Here is a 6,204-nt window from a genome sequence, read left to right as displayed (position 1 = left end):
ACTGGTCGAAAAGCCAGTTGAATGTTTCCTCGCGCGGCAGCTCCGGCTTTTTGGGCGCTTCCTCAGACTTCAACACCGTCATGGCGGCCCAATAGGCCGCCATGAATTCTCGGGTGATGTTGCCGCTCGCATCCTTGAAGGTCTCACGGATGCGGATCTTCGGGCGTCCCTTGATCCGGACATAGTAGCGATCGTTCCCGCGCTTGTCGGGATCATGCACCAGGTGGCGAAGTTCCGTCTTCATCATGCCACCAAATTGTCGAACGGGTTTTCACCGTCGTCTTTTGCGCGCGCTGCATCGAACTCATTCAGCGCCTGCCAAGCAGCACGAATCAACTCGGTATCCCACAGCATAACGCCACCGATCTTCCGGCCTTGCGGCATCAGACCGTCATGCACCCAATTGTCGAATAGCGAAGGTGAAATTGCCAACGATGCGGCAGCTTCGTCCCGCCGCAAGGCGAAACGAGGCAGCGAGAGAGAGCGGAGTGTGGTGCCGGCCGCGCCTTTCATTCCTGCGCCTCCATCAGCGGGAGCATGGATTTGAGAATTGAGGCCAGATATCGACCCTCGAACTCGTCCGCATCAGCGCAGCGCTCGTCTGCCCAGCCAACGGCGTAGGATGCCTTCATCATAACCATGCGAGCGGAGGCACATGGCATCTCGGAAATACGCGCCTCAAGCGAATCACGATCGTCCAGAAGGCGGATATATTCTTCATCGGCCTCGCGAAGCCCGCTTTCTTCATTCCACTGCTGCGCAGCAATCCGGCGCTGCGAAAGCAGCTCACTTGCCCTCAGCCAATCTTCCTTGATCCGCTGCGACAACGCCAGACCGAAAGGCAATCCTTCAAGTTCGGAAAGGCGCCTGCGGAAGAACTTGTCTAAGTCTGATTGAGCGTGGCGCTCGAATTCCAAACTTGGGGGAGGATAATCCGCATTCCTGGTCACCACGCCGGCGAGCGTGATCGTTCCTTCAGGTCTGTCCGGGCGAAGCACCAACGTCTCGATAATCTCACCCAGCACCTCAAGGCGATCACGCAACGAGGCGTGCTGACTGATGAGATTGGAAAGTTCCGCCTCCTGCGGGGAAAGGCGGGCGGTTTTCCCGCCCTCCCCCGCGATCGCTGCGGCCGGAAAAGTTGCGGCGGAGCCGGCGGCGAATTGAAGGAAGGTGCGACGAGAGAGGGTGTTTGACATCACCGGCCCTCCCCGCAGTTACTCAATGCCATCATAGCTTTGTTAAGGACGTCGATTGCGCATGATGTGACATCGCTGACGGCCTCAATCTCAATTTCATCGTGAAAGTCGCGAGCACGCAGAGCAAGATGCACGGTGCGAAGCATATCAACCGCAAAATTGATGTCGTCGATTGGTCTTTTGCCGTATCTGCCGGATACAAGGCTTGCGGGACTGACGTTTTCTAGTTTATGATCCGTCTGCATTTGATACCTTTCCTATGCACACGAAAAAGCCGACGCTGGTTTCTCAGGCCGTAGCGTCGGCTTTTTGCGTTTCGTCGCGCGTGTAGGCGCGGGTTAACTGGAATAGAATTTCTGCATTCATCGAACGGCAGTTCTTTTCTGCCGCATCCTTGATGCGCGCCCGCATGCCCTCCGGGAAGCGGACAATGTATTGATCTTGATTTCTACGACTCTCTTCACTTTTCATCGGCTGGCACTCCTATATCGCGACTCGATATAGGAATTTATCTCAAGTCGAGATCATTGCGTCAAGCCAAAAAATATCGCAAATCGAGATATCACAGTGTAGGTGGGTCATGGCTGAAAAGAAGCGCTTCCCGAGCGACAAGCTCGATCAGTACATTGTTCGCTTTCCCGAAGGCATGCGCGACGAGATCAAGCGCCTTGCGGCTGAAAATGGGCGGTCGATGAATGCTCAGATCATTGAGCTGCTGAATTTTGCCCTGCAGAACAGCGGCGTTGATATCGACGAAATCACCCAGATGCTTTTCACGCAGCGGAAAGAGATAGCGAACCTTCGCAAAGAAATTCAGCAGGGAGCATCCGTCGAGGTCGAGACGATCAAGCCCATCGGCCTTAGTCATGCAGCTGCGGCTGCTGTGTTGGGGATTACTCCGGCGGCGTTGGATCGGCTGGTCGAAGAAGGCAAGGTGCCCCCACCTCGCGTTCTCGGCACGGAAAAAGTCTGGGCCAGGACAGAAGTCGAGGCGGCTGGGGAAAAATGGGTCCAACTTTCCCTCACCGGCCACGAGGACGGGACGGTAGATTTCGATAATCCGAAGCGTCACCCCAAGAAATAGGGATTTCCATGCTAGCGAACGGCGCTGCGCAAGTGGCTCAAACACCCGGCCTGACGACGGCGGATTGGGCCTTGATCCTGAGCCTCTGCTCCCTCGTCGTCGCGATCTCCGCTTTTGTCTGGAATGTATGGTCCAAGTTCATCTATCCGAAGCCGAAGGTCCGCGTCTTCTTCACACTCAGCGCCATTGCAGGTGTTCAGAACGCAAACGCGGAGGGTGTTTCATATTCAAGTACCGAAGAGATCCTGGCGCTGACGGCATGGAATCATGGACCTGGGCCGGTCGTCATTCATTTGGCTGTTGGTCATAAGAAGCGCTTCCAGCCATGGAAGGAGGCGGATGTGGTTTTCCACCCCCTCCACAATTATCCACAACAGGCAAATCACTCGATCGGCCCATTCAGCGGCGGATTGCCAAATCGTATTGATGTTGGTGATAGGCACACCGCATTCCTGCAGCTCAAGAATGAGACGATTGCCGATTCGAAAATCTGGAGGGTCGGTTTCAGCGACACATTCGGCCGCTATCATTGGGCCAAAAGGCGGGACATGAAGAGGGTCAAGAAGGAAGTAAAGGCTGCCTTCAAAGATCCCTGATTTGTGAAAAAACAGGAGGGCGATGGGGTCGGCAAATTTGCTGAGTCCGCTCCATTTCAGAGCGACAAGATGTCGTCCTGATCTGACTTCTGGCAAACCCGCAGGTCGCCAACTTGGCAACTTGAAAGGCGTTCCGGATGGGAACGGGTTTGCCAGCAAGCGCCAGGTTGTAGCGAGCTGCGCACAAAGGAAACGAAATAGGCAGGCGGCATCGGGTCCCCCTGCTGGGATCTATCAGCGCCCCAAATAGATCACCCTCTACAAAGCATTAATTTTTATCCATAGAACAGTATTTCCTTGAATTAGGCGTCATTTATATTTATAAGCATCTCACTGCTGGCTGGTGAGTCGGCAAGATTACACAGCGGTCGAAGACACAGCGATCGCGCAGGTAGAAAGGAAGTACTTATGATTTGACGACTCAGATTGCACATTTGCTTATCATCGTGGGATATATTTTACTTATGATGAACCACTAACCCAGAAATAGCCGATTTAGGCGTTTAATAGTTTTAAGTTGAAACAACAAACCACCCGCTAGGAAATCGCGAGCCTAGCGGGTTTTATTTTGTCTCGCGATGGAGCAATTCGCCAGGTGGGCAACTTACGCACCCGCGCAGCAAGCGCCAACTTGTCGCGCGCTGACCAATGTCTCCAACTTGGCGACTTACGTGAGCTAGCACCGTCAGCGAAACTTCCCCATTTTCACGCCACGGCTGTTGGCGTTTCGGATCGCCTTAATGGTCCGAGCCTCGAAATCCTGATTGGCACGGATCTGCGCCTGCTCGATTCTCGCGACCGCCGCCGCATCAGCACCGCGTGCATCGATGACGGGCGCATAGGTGAAGGATGGCCCCGCCTGGGCCGAGGCAGCGGAAGCGATACGCGACGGGTTCGGAAGGGTCGGTGCCGAAACTATGCCACCATCAGCACGGCGTAAAACGCGGCCGCTGTTGATGGCTTCGAGAAGCACCCGGTTCTTTTTCGTGGCGGCCGCATTGACGACGTACTCACCATCCGAAAGCATGGCTGGGATCTTGTCATCACGCGGGCCGCCGGGACCGCGAACAGAACCACCGCCCGCCAGCTTGACGGGACCGCCATCCTTCAGGCCGATCGATGACCAGAGTTTCGAAAACCAGTTATTGGTGCCCGACGTGCCAAACAGGCTATCAAAGGCGCTGTCGAGCAGCTTGTCGCCAAGCTTTTCGAGCGCGCCGCCCAATGCCTCGACGGCCGATTTGCCGTCAATCAGATCCTTGATGAAGCCTTCCGATGCATCCTTACTGGTGGCGCGCCAATCCTCCATCTTCTGCCGCAGCTTATCCTGCGAATCATTGAGCTGGTTGCTCTTCTGCGTCGCATAACCATTGGCTTCTGCCAGCGCCAGCATGGCTTCCGCCTGCGCACGGGCGGCCGGCGTCAGCTTCGAGAAATCACCGCTCAACAGCTGGTTGACATCGGTCAGCTCCTTGCCGGCTGCATTGCCGGTGCGCTGGGCCGCCGACAGCAGCTCTTGCGCCGTCGCGGCCTTCTCGGCCGCATAGCCGTAATCGTTGACATAGGGATTGAGTTTCGACTGAGCTTCGGTCTGCGCGTTGAGGACAGCCGTTCGCTCTCTAACCTGGCGCGTTTCGCGATCATAGGCCTTGGCATCTGCGCCGCCAGACTTGTCTTTCGGCGTCTTGGTGCCCGTCGTCGCGTATTTCTGGTCGTTTATGTCGATCGGCAGGCTGGGCGGAAGTTCGTCCTTGAAGCCTTCCTTCTTCTGAAACTTGCGAAGATCCGGAGGCCCCTGCACCCCGCCGGCCGCCTTTGCGGCCTCCTTCATCGACACAACGGCATCCTTGGCCGCGTTCGTCTTGTCACGCAGCTCGTCGATCTGCCGGATGGTTTCCAGATTGGCGTCATTGTTGAGCGGCAGGCCCATTGCCTTCTGCAATTCCTGTGCGGCGTCGAGCTGCTCCTGCAGCGCCTTCAGGCGTTCGCCATCGGCATGTTTCTGGCGTTCGTCGTATTCCCTTCCAAGCTGATTTACGTCAATGGGCTGGTTGGTAAATGCCGTCCCAGTGGTATCGATCAGCGGCTTACCGCCATTGATGGATTTGCTCAGGCTCTGCAGCTTGTCATAGAACGAGCCGCCGCTTTCCGAGGCGCCGGAAAGAAGTTTGTCATAGGCCTTGCCGAGATTGTCGAGCCAGGTGATGACATCCTTTATGTTTTGGGCGAGCTGGTTGAAATTCAGCTCGTTTATCCGGATCACCGCCTTCTCGATGACGTCGATCGCGGCGTTGCCGGCGCCGGAAGCCTTATTGAAGTTGTCAACGGCGCGCGTGAGCGACGTACGCAAATCGCCAAACGCCTGCCCGATCGTCGTCTGCGTGCCTTTCAATTTGGTTTCCATGTCGGACGCGCCAGCAACAATGCCATCGAACAAGGCCCGGCTGGAAATCTTGCCGTTGTTGACGAGGTTTTTCAGCTCGGCAACCGAACCATTCGCCTGCTTGATACCTTTGGCGGCGGCCTGTGCGAGCGCCGGCATCCCTTCGATGACTGACTGGAATTCTTCAGCATGAACCGTGCCGCTACCGAGCGCCTGGCTGAGCTGAAGCATTGGGCCGGCCGCCTGCTCCGCGTCGACACCAGTAATGCGCAGTGCCTTGCCGACAAGATCGGTGAAGCCGACCAGTTGCTGGCTGGAAACGCCAAGTTCCTTCTGCTGAAGAGCGACGCGGCTATAAAGCTGCGCTATGGCCTCGATGGGAACGTGGTTCTTCAATGCGACGGCATAAAGCTGATCAAGCGTTTTCGTGAGAGCATCGCCGGAAAGACCGGCAACCTTCAACGCGTTCTCGATCCTAATCGCGGAGTCGGACAACTCCTGAAGGCCCTTCGCGCCACCGATGAGCGCGAATGCCTTGGCGACGTTCACTCCCAGGGTAGAAAACGAATTCTCAAGGTTCTTGTTCATCTCGATGGCGCGCTTTTCGATCGCCCGAAACTGCTTATTGGCCTGGTTCGTCTGGCGATTGAGCGAGTTTTCGAATTTCCTGAAGTCGGCAGAGAGCTGCACGACGAGCTTTTCCAGATCCTGCGTTGCCATTAGTGCGCGTCCCTTAAGATGGCCCATTGTCTGAGGAAGGCTTCGGCGTTTTTGAAACGGCCTGTTTTGGCCGCCCAAACCGCCATTGCCTGCGTGATCAAGGCATCGGCGACGACGATCGGGTCAGCCCCTTCCTCGATCAATTCGATTGCGCTGGCGTGAAAACCACACGTCGCATCGTCGAATTCGTCGGGGTGATTTGATTGCTTATCAGCCATTGCC

General features: G+C 56.1%; 8 protein-coding genes and 1 pseudogene. 2 read left to right on the top strand and 7 right to left on the bottom strand.

Annotated elements, in window-relative coordinates; translation table 11 throughout:
- The 5 genes and pseudogenes from Q4Q11_RS19300 to Q4Q11_RS19280 all read right to left on the bottom strand — a co-directional run.
- Nucleotides 1–244, bottom strand: a pseudogene (locus Q4Q11_RS19300) (integrase); the annotation flags it as partial.
- A complete protein-coding gene (locus Q4Q11_RS19295; RefSeq protein ID WP_498570523.1) occupies nt 244–513 on the bottom strand; it encodes a helix-turn-helix transcriptional regulator in 270 nt (89 codons plus the stop codon). The gene Q4Q11_RS19295 and the pseudogene Q4Q11_RS19300, both read right to left, overlap by 1 nt.
- The gene (locus Q4Q11_RS19290) at nt 510–1,199 is read right to left on the bottom strand and encodes a hypothetical protein (RefSeq protein ID WP_498570522.1); all 690 of its coding nucleotides are present in this window, start codon (nt 1,197–1,199) and stop codon (nt 510–512) included. Before Q4Q11_RS19290 ends, Q4Q11_RS19295 begins: the two co-directional genes overlap by 4 nt.
- Nucleotides 1,199–1,444, bottom strand: a complete 246-nt coding sequence (locus tag Q4Q11_RS19285; protein ID WP_498570521.1) for a hypothetical protein — start codon at nt 1,442–1,444, stop codon at nt 1,199–1,201. The genes Q4Q11_RS19290 and Q4Q11_RS19285 overlap by 1 nt, the downstream gene beginning before the upstream one ends.
- A gap of 43 nt (nt 1,445–1,487) precedes the next feature.
- Nucleotides 1,488–1,670, bottom strand: coding sequence for an Arc family DNA-binding protein (locus Q4Q11_RS19280; RefSeq protein ID WP_498570520.1), 183 nt, complete (start codon nt 1,668–1,670; stop codon nt 1,488–1,490).
- A gap of 109 nt (nt 1,671–1,779) precedes the next feature.
- Between Q4Q11_RS19280 and Q4Q11_RS19275 the strand changes: the two genes are divergently transcribed.
- Complete coding sequence (locus Q4Q11_RS19275) at nt 1,780–2,283, top strand: Arc family DNA-binding protein (RefSeq protein WP_498570519.1); 504 nt, start codon at nt 1,780–1,782, stop codon at nt 2,281–2,283.
- An 8-nt stretch (nt 2,284–2,291) separates the two neighbouring features.
- A complete protein-coding gene (locus tag Q4Q11_RS19270) occupies nt 2,292–2,879 on the top strand; it encodes a hypothetical protein (protein WP_498570518.1) in 588 nt (195 codons plus the stop codon).
- Nucleotides 2,880–3,564: 685 nt separating this feature from the next.
- On the opposite strand, the gene Q4Q11_RS19265 is transcribed toward Q4Q11_RS19270, so the two are convergent.
- The gene (locus tag Q4Q11_RS19265) at nt 3,565–5,982 is read right to left on the bottom strand and encodes a tape measure protein (protein ID WP_498570517.1); all 2,418 of its coding nucleotides are present in this window, start codon (nt 5,980–5,982) and stop codon (nt 3,565–3,567) included.
- Nucleotides 5,982–6,200 carry a hypothetical protein gene (locus tag Q4Q11_RS19260; protein ID WP_498570516.1) on the bottom strand — a complete coding sequence of 73 codons (219 nt, stop codon included), beginning with the start codon at nt 6,198–6,200 and terminating at the stop codon, nt 5,982–5,984. The genes Q4Q11_RS19265 and Q4Q11_RS19260 overlap by 1 nt, the downstream gene beginning before the upstream one ends.
- Between the last annotated feature and the right edge of the window lie 4 nt (nt 6,201–6,204).

It is taken from the genome of Rhizobium sp. UFLA01-1127 (genome assembly GCF_059803845.1).
Note: the sequence above shows the minus strand (reverse complement) of the source record. Positions and strands in the feature narration are given on the sequence as shown.

What these genes read in the sequence shown, in the direction of transcription:
- Q4Q11_RS19260 (WP_498570516.1), bottom strand. Translation starts at nt 6,200, where the DNA reads ATGGCTGATAAGCAATCAAATCACCCCGACGAATTCGACGATGCGACG.
- Q4Q11_RS19290 (WP_498570522.1), bottom strand. Translation starts at nt 1,199, where the DNA reads ATGTCAAACACCCTCTCTCGTCGCACCTTCCTTCAATTCGCCGCCGGC.
- Q4Q11_RS19280 (WP_498570520.1), bottom strand. Translation starts at nt 1,670, where the DNA reads ATGAAAAGTGAAGAGAGTCGTAGAAATCAAGATCAATACATTGTCCGC.
- Q4Q11_RS19285 (WP_498570521.1), bottom strand. Translation starts at nt 1,444, where the DNA reads ATGCAGACGGATCATAAACTAGAAAACGTCAGTCCCGCAAGCCTTGTA.
- Q4Q11_RS19275 (WP_498570519.1), top strand. Translation starts at nt 1,780, where the DNA reads ATGGCTGAAAAGAAGCGCTTCCCGAGCGACAAGCTCGATCAGTACATT.
- Q4Q11_RS19270 (WP_498570518.1), top strand. Translation starts at nt 2,292, where the DNA reads ATGCTAGCGAACGGCGCTGCGCAAGTGGCTCAAACACCCGGCCTGACG.
- Q4Q11_RS19295 (WP_498570523.1), bottom strand. Translation starts at nt 513, where the DNA reads ATGAAAGGCGCGGCCGGCACCACACTCCGCTCTCTCTCGCTGCCTCGT.
- Q4Q11_RS19265 (WP_498570517.1), bottom strand. Translation starts at nt 5,982, where the DNA reads ATGGCAACGCAGGATCTGGAAAAGCTCGTCGTGCAGCTCTCTGCCGAC.